Consider the following 21,488-nt stretch of genomic DNA (forward strand, 5'->3'; position numbering starts at 1 on the left):
GCGGTACTGCGAAGGGAAGGAGTGCATCTGCTGACCTTACAGGTTGGCAGGTGTTGCACTTCACTTTTGAATCCGCCAGGAGATTAAACCGCTCAGGCGACAGAACCAATTGAAAAGCCCCGACAGTCTCCCGTCAGGGCCTTTTTGTGATGTTATCCGAAGTTCGTTCAGTACTCTTCAAACTCCACTTTGGCCGCTACCCAAGGCACTTATTCCCTTGGAGGCAGCACTTTAAATCGTTAGGGGGTAATAGTGGCGCGGCAAGTTGCAGGCAAAAACTTGGTAATTGCAGAAATATCAGTGCTGCTAGCACCACAACCCCACTGGCCAACTGCAGTTGGAATGTTCGTTGTGGTCAATTTGACTCCTGTAGCATCCTGCGGCTGAAGCAGAACAATTTTACCCGTTGCATTTGGATCAATACCAGCAGCGATGGTGACTTTAATCAACCCATTTGCGTCGGTGTGGATTGCGGAAACATATTTGCTCGTTGCCGATGCACTTTCGCAGCCCCAAGCGTCCGCAGCTGGAGCGGTCGATGCAGTCAATGCCTGGTATGCCTCGGTAACTCCGGTGCGGCAAGAAGATGCAGCCAGAATCACTTCAGACATTTTGGCGCGCTTGGTGTAGTCCTGATAAGCAGGGAGAGCCACGGCAGCCAGAATACCGATGATCGCAACCACGATCATCAATTCGATCAGGGTAAAACCCTTTTGCATGGAACGCTTCATAAATTTCTCCTCGGAGTCAATTGCAAATGAAAACCTGCAGAAGAATTCTTCAGGTTCGTGCAGATATAAGCAGTATCCGTGCCACACTGGAGAGTGCAACAAGGCGTATCTGAGTGCTTTCGGTGGGCTGATAAAAATATGAATGCGCAGGGGCGCCGGCAATGTCGCACCCGGCGGGAGACATTTTTGTCTGCCATGTGTGTCACGAAATGCAAGATCGGCTTACATATCGTGTGCTGCGCCTGCTGGCAACTGGCGTTCGCACCTCAAACTCTTGCCCCGTCTGTAGCCACGAAATGTCATGCGGGGCACGGCCGCCGGGCTGCGCAATGGCGTCGAAGTGGCGGAGTTCTTCGACGATCAGTTGCGTCTCGGACGGCTTGGTGTGCGTGATGTAGAGGGGGCACGGTTTGCCGGTTTGCAGTTGCGCCAGGGTGTGGGGTGCCAGGTGCAGGCTGCGCTGGGCAATGGCGCCCGAGCAGCCCAACTCGCGAACTTTCAGGCCACCGCCTTACTCTGGGTTGTGATGCGCTCAACCGCCCGGTCTGCATTCCAAGCGAATAGGGGCGCAGGGATGGCAAGCCAGCCACACGCCCGAAGCATCACGCCAGCTCGAACTGCATTTCCGTGCCTGCGAGTGTGATCCGGTCGCCGTGCTTGAGGGGCAGGGGGGTAGCGCCGATGGCGGCACCGTTGACCAGGGGCATGTCGGGGCCTTCGACATGCGCCAGCACATGGCCCTGGTGGCGCTTGGTGATGGAGGCCACGGCCACGCCGGGCTTGCCGATGGTGGTGACCACTTTCTGCAGGATCACCTCGCGCCCGGCCGCCGCGCCCGACATCACCCGGATGATCGCCGCAGGCTGCTTGGCTGCAGGCGGAGTGGGCGCTGTTGCAGCGCGGGAGGCTGCCGCAAGCGGTGGCACCATGCCTGGCTTGAAGAGCATGGTTTTTTCGAAATTTTCGCCCTCGGCCTCCTGGAGGAAGCGGATCTTGTATTTGCCGACTTCAATGACGTCACCGTTGCGCAGTTCCTGGCGCTTGACGGACTTGGCGTTGACATAGGTGCCGTTGGTGCTGCCCAGGTCTTCAATTTCCACGCCGCCATCGGCCATGTGGATGACGGCGTGCTCGCCGCTGACGGCCAGGTTGTCGATCACGATATCGTTGTAGGGGCGCCGACCCAGCGTGGTCCGCTCCTTGGTCAATTCGACGTCCTTGATGACGACGCTGTCGATCGAAACGATCATTCTGGGCATGATCCACTCCTGCGGTGTTGGGGTATTGGGGGGTTGAGCGGCATCATGCGGTCCTGATCAACCGGGACATGAAACCTCGTTTTTTGCCGCCTGCCGCCATGTGCACGAGCAGCACGCTGATGTTGTCGCGCCCTCCATGGGCATTGGCGGTGTCGATGAGCAGCGTGGCTTTTTCTTCGAGTGACAGGGGTGCGCGCACCATTTCCGCCAGGTCGGCATCGGAAACCATGTCGGTCAGGCCGTCCGAGCACATGAGGAACAAATCGTCCGGGGCCACCTGGAACTCGTTCACTTCCATCTGCACGTGGGGTTCTACGCCCAGCGCACGCGTGACGAGGTTGCGGCTGCTGGATGCGGCGGCCTGCTGGGGCGTGAGCAAGCCGGCGTCCACCTGTTCCTGCAGCCACGAGTGGTCGCGCGTGATTTGCTGCAAAACGCCGCCGCGCAGGCGGTAACAGCGCGAGTCGCCGATGTGCCCCAGGATGAGCCGGGCATCCCGAAAAACACCCACGACCAGCGTGGTGCCCATGCCTGCATAAAGGGGGTTGGAAAGGGATGCGCCCAGCACGGCATGGTTGGCGTTTTCGACGCAGATCTCAAGCGCCCTGCGTACATCGGCAGCCGGTGCATTCTTGCCGGCCTGGGCCAGCCAGCGCGCCATCTCCGTGCGAATGAAGGTGGTGGCCATGGCGCTGGCCACTTCACCCGCGTTGTAGCCGCCCATGCCGTCCGCCAGAATTGTGATGCGCGCATCACGGTCGATGGCCACCGCATCTTCGTTGTTGTTGCGCACCCGTCCGCAGTCGGTGCGGGCAAAAAATTCATAGGTCATGGAGGTTGCCGCGTGCGTCGTCAGGCAGCCGAATTCGGTGGAAGCCCCGAATTGCGGAGCGTGGCAAGTTCCAGCGCCGGTGTCTGGAAATCTGCCATGTCTGGCCCATTGGCATCGTGCTTCGCATCATAGACGAGTGCTTTGTCTGGCCGTGCCATGGCGGCAGGAATCGGGACCATGCCTGGGTTCATGGATGGCGATGGCTTTGCATGATCAACAACGGCTCTCGGTCGTACGGTGGGGCACGGGTTAAAAGCAATTTCTGCGCCCGCGTCGGCCTGGGCATCGCCAAGGGGTCATCTGCCCTGGTTGGCAGGGGCGGCGCTCCATGCCGGCCCTTTTTTCCGCCGAGGCGGGGAGCGGGGTGTCATGGGTGTGTCATGGGTGTGTCATTTTTGTCACAACCCATGCCGTCTTGGTTACTGTGAGGACGCGGCACGCCGGAGACGTGGCCAGAATTTTCCGATGCCCACCACGAACGTGGCGCCCAGTGCGGCGGCCACGTAGTGCAGGGCCGGGTGTGCCACTGCAAAGTCGTGCAATGAGGCGTCGCTGACAATGGTTTCGCCGCCCACCCAGCCGATCAGGGCCGCACCCAGGACCACGATGACCGGAAAGCGTTCCATCAGCTTGATCATCAGCGTGCTGCCAAAGATCACCAGCGGAATGCTGATGGCCAGGCCCAGCACCAGCAGCACCAGGTTGCCATGGGCGGCGGCGGCCACGGCAATCACGTTGTCCAGGCTCATCACCAGGTCGGCAATCAGGATGGTGCGCACGGCGGCCATGAGGTTGCCGTGGGACTTGGATTCGCCCTCCTCGTCGCCGTCGTCGCTGAGCAGTTGCAGGCCGATCCACAGCAGCAGGCAGCCGCCCACGATCTGCAGGAACGACAGCTCCAGCAGCTTGGCAGCCACCACTGTCAGCACGATGCGCAACACCACGGCCGCGCCGGAGCCCCAGAAAACCGCCTTGCGCTGTTGGTGCGGCGGCAGGGAGCGCGCGGCCAGTGCAATGACAACCGCGTTGTCACCGGACAGGATGATGTTGATCCAGACGATCTTGATGAGACCGATCCAGAAATCGGCACTGTGCAGAAATTCCATGACTTCACTCCATTGTTATGAATGCAAGAAGCGCCCGAAACCTTGGTTTCGGGCGCTTCTGTTTTTTTGGAGCAGCCAGTTTATCGGGCGAGGGCGCCCGGGTCGTCCGTAATTCTGCTTACGAGAATTACTTCAGCTGGGCCTTGAGCAGCTTGCCCAGTTCCGACGGGTTGCGGGTGATGATGAAACCCGACTCTTCCATGATGGCGAGCTTGGCATCGGCCGTGTCGGCGCCACCGGAGATCAGCGCGCCGGCATGGCCCATGCGCTTGCCGGGAGGGGCGGTCACGCCAGCGATGAAGCCCACGATAGGCTTCTTCATGTTGGCCTTGCACCACTGGGCGGCTTCGGCTTCATCGGGACCGCCGATTTCGCCAATCATGATGACGGCGTCGGTGTCCGGATCGTCGTTGAAAGCCTTCATCACGTCGATGTGCTTCAAGCCATTGATGGGGTCGCCACCAATGCCCACGGCGCTCGACTGGCCCAGGCCGACTTCGGTCAGCATGGCCACGGCTTCGTACGTCAGCGTGCCCGAGCGGCTCACGACGCCGATGCGGCCCTTGCGGTGGATGTGGCCGGGCATGATGCCGATCTTGATCTCGTCGGGCGTGATCAGGCCGGGGCAGTTGGGACCCAGCAGCAGGGTCTTCTTGCCGCCAGCGGCTTCCTTGGCTTTCATCTTGTTGCGCACCATCAGCATGTCCTTGACCGGAATGCCTTCGGTGATGCAAATCGCCATGTCCAGGTCGGCTTCGACGGCTTCCCAGATGGCGTCGGCGGCGCCTGCGGGCGGCACGTAGATCACCGACACGGTGGCGCCGGTCTGCTGCGCGGCTTCCTTGACGGAGGCGTAGATCGGGATGTTGAAGATCGACTCGCCGGCCTTCTTGGGGTTCACGCCGGCCACGAAGGCGTTCTTGCCGTTCGCGTATTCCTGGCACTTTTCGGTGTGGAACTGGCCAGTCTTGCCCGTGATGCCCTGGGTGATGACCTTGGTGTCTTTGTTGATGTAGATCGACATGAGAGTTACCTATTCAGTTGGGGACAGAGCTTGTCCGCTGCGCGGCCTGCGGTCTGTCCCGCAAAATTATTTGGACACGGCAGCAACGATCTTGGTCGCAGCTTCGGCCATGGTGTCTGCAGCGATGATGGGCAGGCCGCTTTCGGCCAGCATCTTCTTGCCCAGCTCTTCGTTCGTGCCCTTCATGCGCACGACCAGCGGTACGTTCAGGTTCACGGCCTTGCAGGCGGTGATCACGCCGGTGGCGATGGTGTCGCACTTCATGATGCCGCCGAAGATGTTGACCAGGATGCCCTCGACCTTGGGGTTCTTGAGCATGATCTTGAAGGCTTCGGTGACCTTCTCGGGGGTAGCGCCGCCGCCCACGTCCAGGAAGTTGGCAGGCTCGCCGCCGAACAGCTTGATGGTGTCCATGGTGGCCATGGCCAGGCCGGCGCCGTTCACCAGGCAGCCGATGTTGCCGTCCAGGCTGATGTAGGCCAGGTCGAACTTGGAGGCTTCCACTTCGGCCGGATCTTCTTCGTCCAGATCGCGGAAGGCCACGATTTCGGGGTGGCGGAACAGGGCGTTGGCGTCAAAGTTGAACTTGGCGTCCAGGGCCATCAGGTTGCCCTTGGAGTCGCAGTTCAGCGGGTTGATTTCCACCAGCGACGCGTCGGTGTCCATGTAGCACTTGTAGATCTTGGCGAAGATGTCCACGGCCTGGTCGATGGAGGCGCCGGTCAGGCCGATGGCGGCTGCCACCTTCTTGCTCTGCTCGGCGGTGATGCCGGTCAGGGGATCGATCATCTCGGTGATGATCTTCTCGGGCGTGGAGTGGGCCACTTCCTCGATGTCCATGCCGCCCTCGGACGAAGCGATCAGGGCCACCTTCTGCGTGGCGCGGTCGGTCACCAGCGACACATACAGTTCGTTCTTGATGTCGGCGCCGTCTTCGATGTACAGGCGGCGGACCTTCTGGCCTTCGGGGCCGGTCTGGTGCGTCTTGAGCTGCATGCCCAGGATGTCGCCAGCGAGGCGCTTGACGTCGTCGATGGTCTTGGCAACCTTCACGCCGCCGCCCTTGCCACGGCCACCGGCGTGGATCTGGGCCTTGACCACCCACACGGGGCCGCCGAGCTTCTGGGCTGCTTCAACGGCTTCTTGCACCGTGAATGCGGGAATGCCACGCGGAACGGGCACACCAAAATTGCGCAAGATTTCCTTGCCTTGGTATTCGTGAATCTTCATGAGGTCTCTCTCAGGGAAGGGTGGTATTTACCCGTTTACCATGGACTATTGTCTGGCCGCGGGCGGGGACATGGCAGCCGGCGACTGTATCATGCTGCAATGCACCATCCCTTGTGCCAAGCTTACAGGGGTGGGTCAGCGCGCAATCACCCCCTTGCAGGAGCTTTCCGATGTCCAGAATCTTTATTGATGGCGAAGCCGGCACCACGGGCCTGCAGATCCGCGAGCGCCTGCAGGCCATGCCGCAGGTCGAGCTGGTGAGCATTGCCCCTGCGTTGCGCAAGGACCCCGCTGCCAAGCGCGACCTGATTGCGGGTGTCGATCTGGTGGTGCTGTGCCTGCACGACGATGCCGCACGCGAGACCGTGGCCATGGTCGATGACATCGAAAAGACCACCGGCCGCCAGGTCAAGGTGATCGACGCCAGCACCGCGCACCGCACTGCGCCCGGCTGGGTGTTTGGTTTCCCCGAGCTGGCCGCGGGCCAGGCGCAGGCCGTGCGCGAGGCGCTGCGCGTCTCCAACCCCGGCTGCTATGCCACCGGTGCCATTGCCTTGCTGCGCCCGCTGGTCGATGCAGGCCTGGTGCCGAAGGACTTTCCGCTTGCGCTGCCCTCGGTCAGTGGCTACTCGGGCGGCGGCCGCACCATGATCGAAGCCTATGAGCAGGGCCAGGCGGCGCCGTTCGAGCTGTATGCGCTGGGCCTGTCGCACAAGCACCTGCCGGAGATCCTGAAATACACCGGGCTGACACGCCGGCCCATTTTTGTGCCCGCTGTTGGCAACTTCCGCCAGGGCATGCTGGTGCAACTGCCCCTGCACCTGGATCTGCTGCCGGGCCAGCCCAAGGCGGCCGATCTGCACGACGCGCTGGCGGCGCACTACGCGCAAAGCAACACGCCTGCGCAATGGGTGAGCGTTCTGCCGCCCACCGAAGACGGCAAGCTCGAACCCACCGCGCTCAACGACACCAACCGGCTGGAGCTGCGCGTGTTCGCCAATGAAACTTATCGCCACGCGGTGCTGGTGGCCCGCCTCGACAACCTGGGCAAGGGTGCCAGCGGTGCGGCGGTGCAAAACCTGCAGTTGATGCTGGGTCTGTGAGCCGGCAGGCCCCGCGGCTGCGGAGCGTTGCACAGCGGATGGGCAGATTCGGCGACGGATTTGCGCATTATTGAAGAGCTGGCGGCGCTTATCGGCAAGGTGCTTTCGGCTTTTCTGGTTTCAATTCTGCGGTGAAGCCGGCCACGGAGGATTGCCGCAACCTCTCCCGCGCTTTCACTCCACTTCTTCGTCCGGGCTGCCGCACTGCACCACGCGGCGCACCACATCGCCCGCAAAACCGCGCGCGGCCAGAAAGCGCATCTGCCGCGCCCGCTCCTGCGCATCGGTGGCCACGCGGCCAAAGCGCTGGCGCCAGACGGCCTGGGCGCGCTCCTGTTCGGTGGCGCGCAGGCGTTCGGCCGTGGCGCGCACCAGATCATCGTCGAGCCCCTTGCCGCGCAGCTCGTGCACCAGGCGCTGCGTGCCCAGCCGCGCGGCGCGGCGGTGCACCAGCGATTCGGCCACGCGCGCGGCGTTGATGAAATCCTTGGCCTGCAACTCGTCGAGCACGGCGTTCAGGTCATCGCCCTCTTGCACATGGCGCGCCAGCTTGGTGGCCAGCTCGGCGCGCGAATGCTCGCGCTGGGCCAGCAGCCGCAGTGCGCGGCCCTTGAGGGAAAGGGTGCCAAAGCCCATGGCGGTGATGCTCTGCTATGGATGGCTACTGGCGCTTATCGGACAAGCGCCAGCTGCTTGCCTTGCTTACTTGTCTTCCTTCTCGCCCTTGGCGGGCTTGCCGGCGGGTGCGGCTTGCAGGGCGGCAGGCAGCAGCGCGATGCCCAGGCTCTCGCGCACCTTGTTCTCGATCTCGCGGGCCAGGTCGGGGTTCTCGCGCAGGAACTCGCGGGCGTTGTCGCGGCCCTGGCCGATCTTTTCGCCGTTGTAGGCATACCAGGCGCCGGCCTTCTCGACGATCTTGGCGTTCACGCCCATGTCGATGATCTCGCCCTCGCGGCTGATGCCTTCGCCGAACAGGATGTCGAACTCGGCCGTCTTGAAGGGCGGGCTCACCTTGTTCTTGACCACCTTCACCTTGGTTTCGTTGCCGATGGCGTCGTCGCCCTTCTTGATGGTGCCGGTGCGGCGGATATCCAGGCGCACCGAGGCGTAGAACTTGAGCGCATTGCCGCCGGTGGTGGTTTCGGGCGAGCCGAACATCACGCCGATCTTCATGCGGATCTGGTTGATGAAGATGACCATGCAGTTGGTCTTCTTGATGGTGGAGGTCAGCTTGCGCAGCGCCTGGCTCATCAGGCGGGCCTGCAGGCCGGGCAGGCTGTCGCCCATTTCGCCTTCGATTTCGGCCTTGGGGGTGAGGGCGGCGACGGAGTCGACCACGATCAGGTCCACGGCGCCCGAGCGCACCAGGCTGTCCACGATTTCGAGCGCCTGCTCGCCGGTGTCGGGCTGGCTGATCAGCAGGTCGGACAGCTGCACACCCAGCTTCTGGGCGTATTGCACATCGAGGGCGTGCTCGGCATCCACAAACGCGCAGGTGCCGCCCTGCTTTTGCATCTCGGCAATCACCTGCAGCGTGAGCGTGGTCTTGCCCGAGGATTCGGGGCCGTAGATCTCGACCACGCGGCCGCGCGGCAGGCCGCCCACGCCCAGGGCAATGTCCAGGCCCAGCGAGCCGGTGGAGACCACCTGGATGTCCTCGATCACCTCGCCCTCGCCCAGGCGCATGATGGTGCCCTTGCCAAATTGCTTCTCGATCTGGGCGAGCGCGGCGGCCAGGGCCTTGGCCTTTTCGGCGTTTGCGGGCAATGCGGGGTTGGTGCCTTTGACTGCGACGTCCATGAGAAACTCCTTGAAAAACAACAGGTTGGATGCTGGCATCGCTCTGCGGTTAATCACAGGCTGGATGCTTGAACAGTAGTTTATGCGCGCTGTGAAATCAAAACAAAGCAATTTTTGGTCAGTTTGCCTGACAATTTGGCATGAGTGATTTTTCCCCTGCCGCCGCTTCCCCTGCGCCTTCCCAGGGGCCAGACGACCGCTGGCGCCAGACCCACCTCGGGCGCCTCATGGGCAGCGCGCTGCGCCGCTTCGATGCCCGGGTGCTGCAGCTCATGGCGCGCAATGTCGAGGTGCCGCTGGCCTTGTCCAACCTAGCGGCGCGCGACCAGGTGACCGCTGCCCATGTGCATATCACCCGGCATCTTGCGCTGTCGGGCGACCGCCTGACCGACCTGGCCCAGCGCGCGTGCATGACCAAGCAGGCCATGGCCCACCTGGTGGACCAGTGCGAGGCCTGGGGGCTGGTCACGCGCGCGGCCGATCCGCTGGATGCGCGCGCGCGCCGGGTGTGTTTCACACCCACGGGGCTGGCCTGGCTGCAGGCGTTCCGGGACGCGGTGGCGCAGGCCGAGGCAGAGTTTCGCGCCGAGGTGGGCCACGACGTGGCCACCGTGGTGGCCATTGGGCTGGAGGCCTACGCGGGCGGCGACGCCGGCGCCTGAGCACCCACCGGCGCGGCGCAGGCCAGCAGCCATTGCCGAAAGCACTGCAGCGCATGCAGCTGCGTGCGTCCTTCGGGGTAGCAGAGCCAGTAGCCCACATCGCTCTGGTAGCCGCCGCGCTGGGCGGAATCGGCCAGCGGCTCGCGCACCAGGCCGGCGGTGATTTCGTCCTGCACCAGGCAGCGCGGCACCAGGGCCAGGCCCATGCCGGCCATCACGGCGCGGATCATGGTCTGGAACTGGTCGAACTGCGGGCCGGCCAGCGGGTCGATGGCGCCCGGCACGCCGTGCGTCTCGCTCCAGCGCAGCCAGGCCTCGGGCACGGTCACATGGCGCAGCAGGGTGTGGCGCGCCACATCGCGCGGGGCATGGATGGGCCAGTCGGCCACCTTGGCGCGCGGGGCGATCAGCGCCACGTCGTTGCCCGTGATGTAGTGGGCGTGGGCGCCAGGCCAGTGGCCATCGCCAAACAGAATGGCGCAGTCGAGCTCGGGCCGCTCGAAGTTGTAGCTGTGCACATAGGGCACGAAATGCAGCGTGACCTGCGGATGCTGCTGCTGAAACTGCGGCAGCCGTGGAATGAGCCACTTGGCGCCAAAGGTGGGCAGGCTCGACAGGTGCAGCGCGCCGCCGCCGTCGTCGCTGGTGATGAGCTCCAGCGTGGCGGCTTCGAGTTGCAGCAGCACGGCCTGCACGGCCTTCTCGTAGCGTTCGCCGGCAGGGGTGAGGGCCAGGCGCTTGCGGGTGCGCTCGAACAGCGGCACGCCCACCCAGGTCTCCAGGTCCTTGACCTGCTTGCTGACGGCGCTCTGCGTGAGGTGCAGCGCCTCGGCGGCGCGCGAGACGCCACCGAACCGCGCCACGGTGGAGAACGCGCGCAGCAGGTGCAGCGGGGGCGCGAGGCGGCGCAGCGACATGGTGGTGGTACTCAAAACATTCCAGATTGGAATGTTATCAGGCATATTCATTGCTTGGTCAATGGCGTCCCTTTCGTTAACCTCGGTGCATCTCAAAGGAGAAACAAGCTATGCAACGCCGTCACCTGCTGGCCACATTGGCTGCCGTATCTTTAGCGCCTGGAATGTCTTTTGCCCAGGAGGGCAAGCCACTGCGCATGATCGTCCCCTTTCCGCCCGGGGGCGCCACCGACATCACGGCACGCACGCTGCAGGACGCCATGGCCCGCATCCTCAAGCAGCCCGTGGTGCTGGAAAACCGCGGTGGTGCGGGCGGCTCCATCGGCATGGCGGAAGTGGCCCGCGCCCCGGCAGACGGCCTCACCATCGGCGTGGCCACGCTGTCCACCCATGGCGTGAACCCCGCCGTGTACAGCAAGCTGCCCTACCACCCCACCAGGGATTTCGTCGGCGTGACCGAGATCGTCAAGGCCCCGGGCGTCATCGTGGTCAACCCCAAGGCGCTGCCCGTCAAGGATTTTGCCGACCTGGTGAAATATCTCAAGGCCAACCCCGGCAAGGTGTCGTATGCCACGCCGGGCAACGGCACCATCGGCCACATGTGGGGCGAGCTGTTCAAGAGCAGCACAGGCACCTCGATGGTGCACATCCCCTACCGTGGCGCGGGCCCGGCCATCAACGACGTGCTGGCGGGCCAGGTGGCGGTGTACTTTGACCAGGTGGCTTCGTCGCTGCCGCACGTCAAGGCCGGCAAGGTCAAGGCGCTGGCCGTTTCGTGGCCCCAGCGGCTGGATGTGCTGCCCGATGTGCCTACCTACGGCGAACTGGGCCATGCCGCCAACAACGATCCGTCGTGGTTTGGCCTGGTGGCGCCGGCCGGCACGCCGCCGGCGGCGGTGGATCGCATCCAGCAGGCCGTGGCCCAGGCCCTGCAGGAGCCCGCCGTGCGTGAGCGGCTGGCCGCGCAGGGGCTGTACCCCTCGGGCACGACGCCCAAGGCCTTCACGGCCCAGATCGCCCGCGAAATCGACAAGATGAAGGGCGTGGCGGCATTCGCCAAGGTCAGCCTCGACTGATCGCAGTACGGGCCTGCGGGCCCGACGGCCACAGCCGGACAGGCACAGGAATAACCATGGGGTCTGTCGGGTCCGGGCGGCGAGGCCGGCCGCCCCCCATTCAGCACACTCTGCCTATGCATGCAGCCTTGAAACTCATCAACCACCGCTTCCAGCAAGCCCAGCCCGGTGCCACGGGCTCGCCCGGTGGCGCAACGCCGCCCGTGCGCATGGTGTCGCACCAGCCCGGCACCACGCCGCTGGTGCTCGACTCCCCGCACAGCGGCACCCAGTACCCCGCCGACTTTGGCTCCGCACTCGACCTGGCCACGCTGCGCCGCGCGGAAGACACGCATGTCGAGAAGATCTACGCCTTTGCCCCCGCGCTCGGCGTGGCCTGGATCGAGGCCCATTTCCCCCGCATCTACCTCGATGCCAACCGCGACACCACCGAGCTGGACACCACGCTGCTCGATGGTGAATGGACCGAACCCCTCTCCACCGACCCCAAGGTGCTCAGCAAGGTGCGCCTGGGCAAGGGCCTGGTCTGGAAGTTCACCGACGACGGCGAGCCCATCTACCAGCGCCTGCTGTCCGTGGCCGAGGTGCGCGCACGCATCGACCGCTGCTGGCGCCCCTACCACGCGGCGGTGGGCGCGGCCATCGACGCGGCCCATGCGCGCCACGGCTACAGCATCCACCTCAACTGCCACTCCATGCCCGCGGTGGCCGGGCGTTTTGCCACGGAATTCCCGGGCCTCGTGCATGCCGACTTCGTGGTGGGCGACCGCGACGGTAGCACGGCCAGCCCGGCGCTGGCGGCCCTGATCTGCGAGCACCTGCGCGGCTGCGGCTACAGCGTGGACTACAACCACCCGTACAAAGGCGTGGAGCTGGTGCGCCGCTACGGCAACCCGGCGCAGCAGCGCCACAGCATCCAGGTCGAGATCAACCGCAAGCTCTACATGGACGAGCACACGCTGGCGCAGCACCCCGAGGGCATGGCCCGCCTGCAGGCCGACCTGCAGGCCCTGGTGCACAAGCTGCTGGCCACCGATCCGCGCTGAAAGGCAGCGGTGGCCGGGGGGGGCAGCGCGCCACCGCCGCGTTCTCCCGGCAAAGTGCGCAGCATTTGCGGGGCTGCGCCGCCTAAAATCGTGGCACAGGCGCGGCGCCAGACCGCTGCCCCCCACCAGGAGACCCCGCATGCGCATCCTCATTGCCGAAGACGACCAGGTGCTGGCCGATGGCCTGCTGCGCACGCTGCGCGGATCGGGCGCCGTGGTGGACCATGTGGCCAGCGGCAGCGAGGCCGATGCCGCGCTCATGACCAACAACGAGTTCGACCTGCTCATCCTCGACCTGGGCCTGCCCAGGATGCACGGCCTGGAGGTGCTCAAGCGCCTGCGCAGCCGGGGCTCGGCCCTGCCGGTGCTCATCCTCACCGCCGCCGACAGCGTGGACGAGCGCGTGAAGGGGCTGGACTACGGCGCCGACGACTACATGGCCAAGCCGTTCAGCCTGCAGGAGCTCGAAGCCCGCGTGCGCGCCCTCACGCGCCGGGGCATGGGCGGCACCAGCAGCGCCATCAAGCACGGGCCCCTGGTGTACGACCAGGCCGGCCGCGTGGCCACCATCGACGGCAAGATGGTCGAGCTGTCGGCGCGCGAGCTGGGCCTGCTCGAAGTGCTGCTGCAGCGTGCCGGCCGCCTGGTGAGCAAGGAGCAGCTGGTGGAGCGCCTGTGCGAGTGGGGCGAGGAGGTGAGCAACAACGCCATCGAGGTCTACATCCACCGCCTGCGCAAGAAGATCGAGAAAGGCCCGATCCGCATTGCCACGGTGCGCGGGCTGGGCTACTGCCTGGAAAAGATTCCTGGATAAGGATGCACTCCCTGAGTCGCTTCGCGCCTTCCCCCTCTCCTTCGGGAGGGGGACGCACCCGGTGGCCTGGCAAAGCCAGTTCCACGGGTGCACTGGCCTGGGCCGCGCCAGTTGCACCGGCTGTGGGTGAGTGCGGTGTCCAAGTTTGAAGCAAAAATAATAGCTTTTGGCGCTTATTGGATAAGCGCCAGAGGCCAAAAAGGCTTGAAACCTTGAAAATCTTCCAGCGCGAGCAGCGCTCCCTGTTCGGCGAAATCCTCGACTGGATGCTCACGCCGCTGCTGCTGCTGTGGCCCGTGAGCCTGGCGCTGACCTGGCTGGTGGCGCAGGGCCTGGCCAACAAGCCGTTTGACCGTGCGCTCGAATACAACGCCCATGCGCTGGCGCAGCTGGTGACGGTGCAGCACAGCAAGGTGCAGTTCAACCTGCCCCAGCCGGCCAGCGAGATCCTGCGCGCCGACGATTCCGACATCGTTTACTACCAGGTGATGGGCCCCGGGCGCAAGCTGCTCTCGGGCGAACGCGACCTGCCGCAACCCGAAGACGACGACCGCCCCGCGCCCGGCGACGTGCGCCTGCGCGACGCCGAATTGCGCGGCGTGGAGATCCGCGTGGCCTACATCTGGGTGCGCCTGCCGCTGCCCGATGCGCCGCTGGCCCTGGTGCAGGTGGCCGAAACGCGCGAAAAGCGCAGCGTGCTGGCCACCGAAATCATCAAGGGCGTGATGCTGCCGCAGTTCGTCATCCTGCCGCTGGCGGTGCTGCTGGTGTGGCTGGCGCTGGCGCGCGGCATCCAGCCGCTGAACCAGCTGGAGCAGCGCATCCGCGAGCGCAGCCCCGACGATCTCTCGCCGCTGGACGACCGCACCGTGCCGCTGGAAGTGGCGCCGCTGGTGTCGTCCGTCAACGACCTGCTCACGCGCCTGGGCGACTCGCTGGCCACGCAAAAGCGCTTTCTGGCCGACGCGGCCCACCAGCTCAAGACGCCGCTGGCGGGGCTGCGCATGCAGGCGGACCTGGCCCAGCGCGAGGGCACCAGCACCGAAGAGCTCAAGCGCTCGCTGCAGCAGATTGGCCGCTCCAGCATCCGCGCCACGCACACCGTCAACCAGCTGCTGGCGCTGGCGCGTGCCGAGGGCAGCGGCGCGGGCATTGCCCGCGTGCCCTGCGACCTGGCCCGCCTGACCATCGAGGTGGTGCGCGACTCGGTGCCGCGCGCGCTCGACAAGCAGATCGACCTGGGCTACGACGGAGCCCAGCCTGGCGCCCCCGGCGTCTGGGTGGATGGCAACCCCACCTTGCTCAAGGAGCTGGTGCGCAACCTGGTGGACAACGCCATCAACTACACCCCCTCCACCCCCGACAAGCCCGGCGTGGTCACTGCCCGCGTGCTGGCCGACACCTTTGGCCATGTGCTGCTGCTGCAGGTGGAAGACTCGGGGCCCGGCGTGCCCGAGTCCGAGCGCGAGCTGGTCTTCCAGCCCTTTTACCGGGCGCTGGGCAGCGAGGCCGACGGCTCGGGCCTGGGCCTGCCCATCGTGCTGGAGATCGCGCGCCAGCATGCGGCCGAGGTGCTGCTGGAAGATGCCCACCCGGGCCAGCAACCACCGGGCGCGCGGTTCACGGTGCGCTTTGCCGCGCGCTCGCCGGACGCCGATGCTCCGCAGGGCTGAGCCCGCCCGGGTACAGGCGGTGGGTTGCTGTTGAAACGGCAGCATGTAGCGCTTTGCTATAGAGCGCTGCAGCCGTTTTTCTTCCAATTGTCTCAGGGGCAGGCGCGCAGGGCCTTGTCGCCCAGGGCCTGGCGCAGCTGGGTTTCGGCCTGTGCGCGCGTGGCGCTGTCCAGGGCGGGCAGGCGCAGCGTGAAGCCCTGGGCCTCGGCCCGTTCCGCCACCACTTTGGCGGTGCGCACGCCCTGGCCGTTGAGTGTGGCCAGCGCCCGCTGGGCGGCTTCTTCTGTGCCAAAGCGGCCCAGCGACAGGCCCGGCTCCAGGGCGGGGTTGCCGGGGCGGTCAAAGGGCAGCTTGCGGGCGCGCAGCTCGGCGCGTTTCTTTTCCAGCGCCTCGTCGTCGGCAAAGCGGCCCATGTACACCATCCAGCGCCCGGCAATGGTGATGGGTTCCAGGCTCCAGCTGTCTTGCGGCAGGCCGGCGGCGGCGCTGCGCACGGCGTCGGCCTGGCGCGTGTTCAGCACACCGGCCTGCAGGCACACCGTGGCGGCCTCGGCAGGGGCCTCGCTGGCCACCGGGGCGGTGTCGCGGGCCGGCAGTATGCGCAGCGTCTCGGGGCGGATCTGCTGCGCCAGGCGGTGGGGCTCGGACTGCTCGGCCGGCGCCAGCCCCCAGGTGCGCAGCCAGCCCTGCGACCAGGCGTAATAGCCGGTATTGGCCAGCAGCAGGACGATGGCGGCAAGGCGCAGCATGGGGCAGGTCCTTCAGGCGGGGGGCGCGGCCGTGGGCCGTACGCTGATTTCAGAGCTGGTGATGGCCTGCATGCCCTGCACGGTGTGCACCAGCAGCGCGCCATCTTCGGCCACGCCATGGGCCATCCCGGCCTGTCCGTCGCTGAGCGTCACTGCGCGGCCCTGCAGCACGTCGCGGGTGGCAAACCGGGCCTGCATGGGCGCGAAGCCATAGCCTTCGAACGACTGCAGCATGGCCACCAGCGGGGGCACGATGCGCAGCAGCGCGGTGGGTGCATCCAGCCCCGGCTCCACCTCCTGCAGGCTGCCGGGCGCCATGCTCAGGCCCTCGGGGCTGCGCGGCAGCACGTTGATGCCGATGCCCACCACCACATAGCGGGCGCTGGCGGGGCGGGCTGCTGTAGCCGCCTGGGGGGTGACGAAACTTGCCGTCTCCACCAGGATGCCGCCGAGCTTGCGGTCGCCCGCAGCGCCGCCCAGCCAGAGGTCGTTGGGCCACTTGAGGCCCACGCGTGCCGGCTGCTCCACCTCCGGGGGGGGCGGCAAGGGCTGCAGGCTTTCGGCCACGCTCACCCCCACGGCCAGCGACAGGCCCGACCAGTCGGCCGGTGCCAGCGGGAGTCCCAGGGACATCATGAGCGAAGCCCCCACGTCGCTTTGCCACACCCGCCCCAGCCGCCCGCGCCCTGCCGTCTGCTGCTCGGCCACCAGCAGGGTGGGCTCGCACTGGCCGGCGCGTGCGCGGCGCATCAACTCGGTGTTGGTGGAGTCGATGCTGGGCAGCACCTCGACGGTAAAGCCGGGCAGCAGGGGCGCCACGGCCTCCCAGATGGCCTCGGCGGGCCAGCGGATAGGTTGCTGCATCACTGCGATGGCTTGCGCCGTGGCTTGGAGGCCGCCTTGGCTTTTTTGGACGCCGTTTTTGCCGGCTTGGACGGCGGCAACGGCACCGGCGGCGCCCAGCCGCGCTTGGGTGCCAGCAGCGTGCCCCGGCAGTTCTTGCTGCCGCACCAGCAGGGGTATTCGGCCTTGAGCTTCTTTGTATAGCGCTCTTCGATGATCAGGCCGTAGTCGTAGTTCAGCTCTTCGCCGGCCTTGATATTGCGCAGCGCCGTGATGAAAATGCGGCCGTCCCGCTCGTCGGCGTAGCAGTTGGGGTTGCAGCTGTGGTTGATCCAGCGCGAGGAGTTGCCGCCGAACTTGGCGTCGATCACATGGTCTTCATCCACATGGAAGTAGAACGTGTGGTTGGGTTGCAGGGGGTCGTGCGGGTGGCGGTCCTGCGCTTCCTGCCAGCCGATGACCTCGCCGGTGTACTCCACCAGCACCTCGCCCTCGGCAATGTCCTGCACGGCAAACACGCCCTTGCCATGCACGCCCGAGCGCCGGGTCTGGATGCGGCGGCCCGGGGCAATGGGGGGGACGGCAGGCGATGCGGAGCGGGGCATGGCAAAAACTCTGTTAACTTGATGGTGCACACAGGTGTGCGTGCGCGTGTATGCGTGTGCATGCGCGTGAGAGCCGAATTGTAGAAGCGCCCGCAGCCCGGGCAAGCCAAATGACAGGCGAGAGCCCCCAAATGACCAAGACCCTGGTAATTGCAGAAAAACCCTCCGTCGCGCAAGACATCGTGCGCGCGCTGACCCCCGTGGCGGGCAAGTTCGACAAGCACGAAGACCACTTCGAGAACGACCGCTATGTAGTCACCAGCGCCGTGGGTCACCTGGTGGAGATCCAGGCGCCGGAAGAATTCGACGTGAAACGCGGCAAATGGAGCTTTGCGCACCTGCCCGTGATCCCGCCTTACTTTGACCTCAAGCCCGTGGACAAGACCAAGAGCCGCCTGAACGCGGTGGTCAAGCAGGCCAAGCGCAAGGACGTGACCGAGCTCATCAACGCCTGTGACGCGGGCCGCGAGGGCGAGCTGATCTTCCGCCTGATCGAGCAGTACGCCGGCGGCGCCAAGGGGACCTTAAGCAAGCCGGTCAAGCGCCTGTGGCTGCAGTCCATGACGCCCCAGGCCATCCGCGATGGCTTCGAGGCCCTGCGCACCGAGCAGCAGATGGCCGGCCTGGCCAGCGCCGCGCGCAGCCGCTCCGAGGCCGACTGGCTGGTGGGCATCAACGGCACGCGCGCCATGACCGCGTTCAACTCGCGCGACGGCGGCTTCTTCCTGACCACCGTGGGCCGCGTGCAGACGCCCACTCTGTCGCTGGTGGTAGAGCGCGAAGAAAAAATCCGCAAGTTCGTGAGCCGCGACTACTGGGAAATCCACGCCACCTTCGGCGCCGAGGCGGGCGAGTACCCCGCCAAGTGGTTCGACCCCAAGTGGAAGAAAGGCGAGGATGTGGAAGCCCGCGCCGACCGCGTGTGGTCTGCCGCCGAAGCACAGGCCATCGCCAACGCCGTGCGCGGCCAGCAGGCCACGGTCACCGAAGAGAGCAAGCCCACCTCTCAGGCATCGCCGCTGCTGTTCGACCTGACCAGCCTGCAGCGCGAGGCCAACGGCAAGTTCGGCTTCTCTGCCAAGACCACGCTGGCCCTGGCGCAAAGCCTGTACGAGCGCCACAAGGCCCTGACCTACCCGCGTACCGACTCGCGCGCGCTGCCCGAAGACTATCTGCCGGTGGCCAAACAGACCTTCGAAATGCTGGCCGACAGCGGCATGCGGCATCTCGCGCCGCACGCGCTCACGGCACTGAACAACAACTACGTGCGCCCGTCCAGGCGCATCTTCGACAACAGCAAGGTGAGCGATCACTTTGCCATCATCCCCACGCTGCAGGCGCCCAGTGGCCTCAGTGAAGCGGAGCAGAAGCTGTACGACCTGGTCGTGCGCCGCTTCATGGCCGTGTTCTTCCCCAGTGCCGAATACACCGTCACCACGCGCATCAGTACCGTGGCCCCGCACAGCTTCAAGACCGAAGGCAAGGTGCTGGTCAAGCCCGGCTGGCTGGCCATCTACGGCAAGGAAGCGGCCGACGAAGTGGAAGGCGGCAAGGACGGCGACAAGGGCCAGAACCTGGTGCCGGTCAAACCCGGCGAAATGGTCAACACCCTGCAGGTCGATCCCAAGGGCCTCAAGACCAAGCCCCCCGCCCGCTACTCCGAAGCCACGCTGCTGGGCGCCATGGAAAGCGCCGGCAAGCAGATCGACGACGAAGAACTGCGCTCTGCCATGCAGGAAAAAGGCCTGGGCACCCCGGCCACGCGCGCGGCCATCATCGAAGGGCTGCTGACCGAAAAATACATGCTGCGCGAAGGCCGCGAGATCATTCCCACGGCCAAGGCCTTCCAGCTCATGACGCTGCTGCGCGGGCTGGAGGTGGAAGAACTCTGCCGCGCCGACCTGACCGGCGAGTGGGAGTACAAGCTCTCGCAGATGGAAAAGGGCCAGCTCAGCCGCGAAGCCTTCATGGCCGAGATCGCCGCCATGACCGAGCGCATGGTGAAAAAGGCCAAGGAGTACGACCGCGACACCATCCCTGGCGACTACGCCACGCTCGAATCGCCTTGCCCTAACTGCGGCGGCGTGGTGAAGGAAAACTACCGCCGCTTTGCCTGCGTGGGCAAGCCAGGCGCGGAGCCCTGCGGCTTCAGCTTCGGCAAGTCGCCCGCAGGCCGCACGTTTGAAACCGCCGAGGCCAACGCCCTGCTGCGCGACAGGAAGATCGGCCCGCTAGAGGGCTTCCGCTCCAAGGCGGGCTGGCCCTTCACGTCCGAGATCGTCATCAAGTACGACGACGAGGCGCACAACTACAAGCTCGAATTCGACTTTGGCGACGACAAGAAGGGCGAGGAATCCGGCGAGATCGTGGAGTTCGAAGACGCATCGCTGGGCGCCTGCCCCATCTGCGGATCGGAGGTGCACGAGCACGGCAGCAACTACGTGTGCAGCAAGGCCGTGCCCACCGCCGCGCAGCCCACGCCCAGCTGCACCTTCAAGAGCGGCAAGATCATCCTGCAGCAGCCCGTGGAGCGCGAGCAGATGACCAAGCTGCTGGAGACCGGCAAGACCGACCTGCTCGACAAGTTCGTGAGCATGCGCACGCGCCGCGCCTTCAAGGCCCACCTGGCGTGGGACAAGGAGGCGGGCAAGGTCAACTTCGAGTTTGCGCCCAGCAAGTTCCCGCCACGCAAGCCCGCCGCTGGCGCCTACGCGACCAAAACCGCAGGTGCCGCAGGCAAAACCGTCGCAGCCAAAAAGGCGCCCGCCAAGAAAGCTGCGGCCACCAAGACCGCTGCCGCCAAGGCACCCCGCAAGGCCGCCGCAGGCAAGGCGCCCAGCGCTGCCCTGGCCGCCGTGATCGGCGCCGCGCCCGTGGCCCGGCCCGAGGCCGTCAAGAAGATGTGGGAATACATCAAGGCCCACAACCTGCAGGACCCCAAGGACAAGCGCACCATCGTCGCCGACGACAAGCTGCGCGCCGTGTTCGGCAAGGACAGCGCGGGCATGTTCGAGCTGGCGGGCATCCTGGGCAATCACCTGGGCTGATGGGCAGGAGGTGGTGACAGAGCGGGCCATAGACTGTCACCCGCATGGGCTAAGCTGGATCCACCTCCCGTCCACACACTCAAACCCCTGGCCATGCAGCAGCAACTTTCCACGCTTTCCAGCAGCCCCACCCGCTCCCTGCCATTGACGGGCGCCAGCAATTTCCGCGACCTGGGCGGCTACACCGGCCACGGTGGGCAGCCGGTGAAGTGGCGCCGCCTTTTCCGCTCGGACCACCTGGCGGCACTCACGCCGCAAGACCAGGCCCTGCTGGCCGGGCTGGGCGTGGCCCGCGCGGTGGACTTTCGTGGCCAAGCCGAAAGCGCGGCCCATGCCTACGCCCTGCCCGGCGTGGCCCGGCACCCGCTGGCCATCGAACCCACCGTGGTGCAGCGCGCCCTGGAGCTGCAACGTGCTGGCCGCCAGCTCACTGCGCAAGACGCCGTGGCGCTGATGCAGGAGACGTATCGCGGCTTCGTGCACGACAACGCCCCGCGTTTTGCAGCGCTGTTTCGCCTGCTGCTGGCCAGCGACGCGCCCACCGTCTTCCATTGCACTGCCGGCAAGGACCGCACCGGCTTTGCCGCCGCCCTCATCCTGCTGGCCCTGGGCGTGCCGCGCGACGTGGTCATGCACGACTACCTGCTCACCAACGCGCTCTACCAGCGCCCGCCCGGCATGGGCAGCAACGCCCCCGAGGAGGTGCTGCGCGTGCTGTGGCGCGTGCAGGAAGAGTTTCTGGATGCGGCGCTGCACTCGGTGGACAGCGATTTTGGTGGCGTGCAGGCGTATCTGGTGGAGGTGCTGGGCGTGGATGCAGCCGCGCAGAAAGAGCTGGCGGGGCGGTATCTGCAGGCAGTGTGATGTGTGGCCATGGGCGTCGCCTGTCAGGCGCTGCCATGCACTTTTGAATTACCTGCGCTGAGGCTCTCGCCGCACAAAACTGGCCGTATCGCGTGTCACCTTGCCCT

20 protein-coding genes are annotated in these 21,488 nt (G+C 65.6%); 8 read left to right on the plus strand and 12 right to left on the minus strand.

The genetic code is table 11. From position 1 onward, the window contains the following. Window positions 1–239: 239 nt before the first annotated feature. From AC1RDS_RS18235 to sucC, 6 genes are all read right to left on the minus strand, one after another. Window positions 240–731 (minus strand): pilin, encoded by a 492-nt coding sequence (locus AC1RDS_RS18235; RefSeq protein ID WP_348682650.1) that lies wholly within the window; start codon window positions 729–731, stop codon window positions 240–242. A 602-nt stretch (window positions 732–1,333) separates the two neighbouring features. Next, complete coding sequence (locus AC1RDS_RS18240) at window positions 1,334–1,990, minus strand: FHA domain-containing protein (RefSeq protein ID WP_026435516.1); 657 nt, start codon at window positions 1,988–1,990, stop codon at window positions 1,334–1,336. Window positions 1,991–2,033: 43 nt separating this feature from the next. After that, on the minus strand, window positions 2,034–2,822 hold the full coding sequence (locus AC1RDS_RS18245) for a Stp1/IreP family PP2C-type Ser/Thr phosphatase (protein ID WP_026435515.1): 789 nt from the start codon (window positions 2,820–2,822) through the stop codon (window positions 2,034–2,036). Window positions 2,823–3,241: 419 nt separating this feature from the next. Continuing rightward, window positions 3,242–3,928: a TerC family protein gene (locus tag AC1RDS_RS18250; RefSeq protein ID WP_026435514.1), complete on the minus strand. Its 687-nt coding sequence runs from the start codon at window positions 3,926–3,928 to the stop codon at window positions 3,242–3,244. 127 nt (window positions 3,929–4,055) lie between these two features. Further along, window positions 4,056–4,952, minus strand: coding sequence for a succinate--CoA ligase subunit alpha (gene sucD / locus AC1RDS_RS18255; RefSeq protein ID WP_026435513.1), 897 nt, complete (start codon window positions 4,950–4,952; stop codon window positions 4,056–4,058). A gap of 66 nt (window positions 4,953–5,018) precedes the next feature. Then, the gene (sucC, locus tag AC1RDS_RS18260; protein ID WP_026435512.1) at window positions 5,019–6,182 is read right to left on the minus strand and encodes an ADP-forming succinate--CoA ligase subunit beta; all 1,164 of its coding nucleotides are present in this window, start codon (window positions 6,180–6,182) and stop codon (window positions 5,019–5,021) included. Between the two features lie 170 nt (window positions 6,183–6,352). On the opposite strand from sucC, the gene argC reads away from it, so the two are divergent. Further along, window positions 6,353–7,285: an N-acetyl-gamma-glutamyl-phosphate reductase gene (argC, locus tag AC1RDS_RS18265; protein WP_026435510.1), complete on the plus strand. Its 933-nt coding sequence runs from the start codon at window positions 6,353–6,355 to the stop codon at window positions 7,283–7,285. A gap of 174 nt (window positions 7,286–7,459) precedes the next feature. Here argC and recX read toward each other — a convergent pair whose 3' ends face one another. After that, on the minus strand, window positions 7,460–7,921 hold the full coding sequence (recX, locus tag AC1RDS_RS18270) for a recombination regulator RecX (protein WP_026435509.1): 462 nt from the start codon (window positions 7,919–7,921) through the stop codon (window positions 7,460–7,462). Window positions 7,922–7,987: 66 nt separating this feature from the next. Further along, the gene (gene recA / locus AC1RDS_RS18275) at window positions 7,988–9,085 is read right to left on the minus strand and encodes a recombinase RecA (protein WP_026435508.1); all 1,098 of its coding nucleotides are present in this window, start codon (window positions 9,083–9,085) and stop codon (window positions 7,988–7,990) included. 140 nt (window positions 9,086–9,225) lie between these two features. Here recA and AC1RDS_RS18280 point away from each other — a divergent pair, with 140 nt between their 5' ends. Next, window positions 9,226–9,747: a MarR family winged helix-turn-helix transcriptional regulator gene (locus AC1RDS_RS18280; RefSeq protein WP_348682651.1), complete on the plus strand. Its 522-nt coding sequence runs from the start codon at window positions 9,226–9,228 to the stop codon at window positions 9,745–9,747. Here the strand turns inward: AC1RDS_RS18280 and AC1RDS_RS18285 are convergent. After that, window positions 9,720–10,664: a LysR substrate-binding domain-containing protein gene (locus AC1RDS_RS18285; protein ID WP_348682652.1), complete on the minus strand. Its 945-nt coding sequence runs from the start codon at window positions 10,662–10,664 to the stop codon at window positions 9,720–9,722. The two genes, AC1RDS_RS18280 and AC1RDS_RS18285, sit on opposite strands and share 28 nt — an antisense overlap. Window positions 10,665–10,774: 110 nt before the next feature. Here AC1RDS_RS18285 and AC1RDS_RS18290 point away from each other — a divergent pair, with 110 nt between their 5' ends. The 4 genes from AC1RDS_RS18290 to AC1RDS_RS18305 all read left to right on the plus strand — a co-directional run bounded on the left by AC1RDS_RS18290 (window position 10,775) and on the right by AC1RDS_RS18305 (window position 15,273). Then, the gene (locus AC1RDS_RS18290; RefSeq protein ID WP_348682653.1) at window positions 10,775–11,740 is read left to right on the plus strand and encodes a tripartite tricarboxylate transporter substrate binding protein BugE; all 966 of its coding nucleotides are present in this window, start codon (window positions 10,775–10,777) and stop codon (window positions 11,738–11,740) included. A gap of 116 nt (window positions 11,741–11,856) precedes the next feature. Beyond that, entirely contained in the window at window positions 11,857–12,786 is a 930-nt protein-coding gene (locus AC1RDS_RS18295) for an N-formylglutamate amidohydrolase (RefSeq protein WP_092700086.1), read from the plus strand. Window positions 12,787–12,925: 139 nt separating this feature from the next. Next, a complete protein-coding gene (locus AC1RDS_RS18300) occupies window positions 12,926–13,600 on the plus strand; it encodes a response regulator (RefSeq protein ID WP_092700088.1) in 675 nt (224 codons plus the stop codon). 212 nt (window positions 13,601–13,812) lie between these two features. Then, window positions 13,813–15,273, plus strand: a complete 1,461-nt coding sequence (locus AC1RDS_RS18305) for a sensor histidine kinase (RefSeq protein ID WP_092700089.1) — start codon at window positions 13,813–13,815, stop codon at window positions 15,271–15,273. Window positions 15,274–15,365: 92 nt separating this feature from the next. Here the strand turns inward: AC1RDS_RS18305 and AC1RDS_RS18310 are convergent, their stop codons facing one another. The 3 genes from AC1RDS_RS18310 to AC1RDS_RS18320 are packed head-to-tail and all read right to left on the minus strand — an operon-like array spanning window position 15,366 to window position 17,470. Further along, window positions 15,366–16,022 carry a sporulation protein gene (locus tag AC1RDS_RS18310; RefSeq protein WP_092700091.1) on the minus strand — a complete coding sequence of 219 codons (657 nt, stop codon included), beginning with the start codon at window positions 16,020–16,022 and terminating at the stop codon, window positions 15,366–15,368. Window positions 16,023–16,034: 12 nt separating this feature from the next. Further along, window positions 16,035–16,886, minus strand: a complete 852-nt coding sequence (locus AC1RDS_RS18315; RefSeq protein ID WP_287879357.1) for a biotin--[acetyl-CoA-carboxylase] ligase — start codon at window positions 16,884–16,886, stop codon at window positions 16,035–16,037. After that, on the minus strand, window positions 16,886–17,470 hold the full coding sequence (locus AC1RDS_RS18320; protein ID WP_092700095.1) for an SET domain-containing protein: 585 nt from the start codon (window positions 17,468–17,470) through the stop codon (window positions 16,886–16,888). Before AC1RDS_RS18320 ends, AC1RDS_RS18315 begins: the two co-directional genes overlap by 1 nt. A 131-nt stretch (window positions 17,471–17,601) precedes the next feature. Here AC1RDS_RS18320 and AC1RDS_RS18325 point away from each other — a divergent pair, with 131 nt between their 5' ends. Together AC1RDS_RS18325 and AC1RDS_RS18330 are read left to right on the plus strand one after the other, a co-directional pair. Further along, window positions 17,602–20,517: a DNA topoisomerase III gene (locus AC1RDS_RS18325; RefSeq protein ID WP_348682654.1), complete on the plus strand. Its 2,916-nt coding sequence runs from the start codon at window positions 17,602–17,604 to the stop codon at window positions 20,515–20,517. Window positions 20,518–20,610: 93 nt separating this feature from the next. Then, window positions 20,611–21,381, plus strand: coding sequence for a tyrosine-protein phosphatase (locus tag AC1RDS_RS18330; RefSeq protein ID WP_348682655.1), 771 nt, complete (start codon window positions 20,611–20,613; stop codon window positions 21,379–21,381). The last annotated feature ends 107 nt before the right edge of the window (window positions 21,382–21,488 follow it).

This window comes from Acidovorax sp. GW823-FHT02H02, from assembly GCF_058797075.1.